At 59.0% G+C, this 2,652-nt stretch carries 2 pseudogenes; both read left to right on the forward strand.

The features are described from left to right. Positions 1 to 273: 273 nt before the first annotated feature. Positions 274 to 2,354, forward strand: a pseudogene (locus VZ95_RS21725) (putative bifunctional diguanylate cyclase/phosphodiesterase). 90 nt (positions 2,355 to 2,444) lie between these two features. Further along, a pseudogene (locus VZ95_RS22860) lies at positions 2,445 to 2,652 on the forward strand (Lrp/AsnC family transcriptional regulator); the annotation flags it as partial.

The raw sequence follows: 2,652 nt of genomic DNA on the forward strand, positions 1-2,652 counted from the left end.
TGATATCGTTCGCGAAATGCATGAAAGCGGCGAGTTAATCGAAATGCTCAATACGCGCGGCATTAACGTTCAGGCCGCGTAACGTTCGGCAGCAAGGGGGTGGCGATTAGGCCGCCCTCTTTCTTATTTCGTTAATCGAATTTTATGTAATTTGAATCAAAATCAATTTGCTGGCGTCACAAAAGGTCAATCTTTTGCAGCGCGATAGTTTTTTCCCATCCGGTCGGCGGCTTTTAGCTGGATTGCTCGCCCTCCTTCGCTACACTGAGACTCATGGTTGCCCAATCCTCCCTCTCGCAAGTGGCGGTTTCAGGCCCGTCCGGCATTCTTGCCGCTGCCTATGATCGGCTGCCGGTGGCTATGCTGTGTGTGCGCGATGCGGAAATTCTCTACGCCAATGCGGCGGCAGCGAACCTTTTTGGGCTGAGCCTAAGCGCGATCATAGGCCGGGACTGGGCGCGGCTGATGACGCGGCAAGCCTCGGATGCGCTTGATTTCGGGCATCTGGCAAAAGACCACCCCCAAGAAACCTTCACCCTTCACCGCAGCAGTGGCGAGGGGGAGGATATGCTGTGCGAAGTCTTTGTCTCCCCTGCCCCAACGGGCCGGGCGGGGGATTGGTTGTTGTGCCTGCGCCCTTTCTCGCCAGGTGCGTGCATTGTTGGTGAGATTAACGATCAATCGTCCATTCTGTCGCATCTTCTCAATGCGGTGGGCGATGCCGTTCTGGTGGTGGGCAACGATGGGCGCATTATCGATCTAAACAAAGGCGCGCAGCGCGTTTTTGCCGTGGATCGGGAACCGGCGCGCGGCATGTCAATCTGGCCGCTGCTGGCGCCGACGCTGTTCGAGGGGGAAGATAGTCTGCCGGAAACCTCGGTTCAGATGCTCCTCCGCGCCGTGCCGCGCAGCACCTTAGGCACAGGGCGGTCGATGACCCTGTCGCGCGCCGATGGCATCAGCTTCCCTGGTGAAATCGCGATTACGCCGCTGCCGCTACCGGATTGTTCGGCGCATCTGATTACCGTGCGCGACGTATCCGACCGCAAGCGTATCGAAAGCCGATTGGAGCGGTTGGCGCTGTACGATCCGCTGACGCGCCTGCCCAATCGCGTCAAGGTTTTACAATATTTGGAACGGCTCGTCGCGCAATCGCCGCTGGGGGCGATTGTGGCGGTGGCCATCGATGTCGATCACTTTAAATATGTGAATGATTTCTTCGGTCACGGCCCCGGCGACCGGCTGTTGCAGGCGGTTGGCGGTCGCTTGGGTGGCGATCTTGAGGAAGGCGATTTGCTGGGTCACCTCGGCGGCGATGATTTTGTGATCGTTTCTGCGACGAAGGACCCGATTGCCACGATCGAGCGGTTGGCGCGGCGAGTGGAAGAGGCGTCGGCGCGCACCTTCCTCATCGATCAGTCGGAGCTGTTTATTTCGCTCTCCCAGGGTATCGCACTCTACCCCGATCACGCGACCGACCCGTCGAACCTGCTGACGGCGGCCCAGGCGGCGACCTATGAGGCGAAAGAAGCCGGGCGCTCGACGACGGTGATTTACTCCGAGCGCGTCCGCGACCGCCGCGCCGGGCGGCTGGCGATTGAAACGGATTTGCGCCGCGCCGTCGAGCGGGGGGAACTCTCCATCGAGTACCAGCSCCGCCTGGGGGTTGCCGATCACAAGCTGCGCGGCATGGAAGCACTGCTGCGCTGGGATCACCCGGAGATGGGGCGAATTCCGCCCTCCCACTTCATTCCCATCGCCGAAGAATCCGGCTGATCGTGCCGATTGGCCATTGGGTTCTGGAAACCGCCTGCAAGCAGGCGCGGCTGTGGACGGCAGGATTTCCTGATCTCAAGGTCGCCGTCAATCTGTCGGTTCGGCAGTTTCGCGACGCCGGATTGCTAATGAAAGTCGTCGAGGCGCTCAACGCCTCCGGCCTGCCGGCGGTCAATCTGGAGCTCGAAATTACGGAAAGCGGGTTGATGAGCGATCTCGACCGCGCCATCGACCTGCTGCAAGATTTGAAACGGCTCGGCATTACCATCGCCATCGATGATTTCGGTACCGGCTATTCCTCGCTCTCTTACCTTAAGCGCCTGCCCATCGATTTGCTGAAGATCGACCGTAGTTTCATCGCGGGCCTCTCGGAAAATGCCGACGACCGGGCGATTTGTCAGGCGATTGTCTCGATGGCGTCCAGCCTTGGGCTCGAAACCGTCGCCGAGGGCGTGGAAACCGAAGGCCAGCTTGAGTGCCTGCTCGACATTGGTTGCCACGAGGTTCAGGGCTTTTTATTCGCCCAACCACTGCCGATTGGCCTGTTTTCAGAGTATCTGGCGAGGCAACCGGCCTGAGGGAGAGCCCGCAGACGTAAGCCTCTCGCCAGCGCCACTGAATTGCGCTATCCCTGACGCAAGCAGAATAAAATTCGGCAGGGTCTTTCTATGGGTAAAACGCCGCGCAAGTTGGATCGAACCGATCTTAAAATTCTCAGCCTTTTGCAGACTGAGGGGCGGATTACCAATCTCAAGCTGGCGGAAAAAAGTCGGCCTGTCGCCCAGTCCCTGCTTAGAGCGGGTGAAGCGTTTGGAGGCGGCGGGCTATATCAACCGCTACTCAGCCGAAATCGATCTGGATCTTCTGTGTCGCAAT

This window comes from Elstera litoralis (assembly GCF_000963705.1).
Taxonomy (GTDB): domain Bacteria; phylum Pseudomonadota; class Alphaproteobacteria; order Elsterales; family Elsteraceae; genus Elstera; species Elstera litoralis.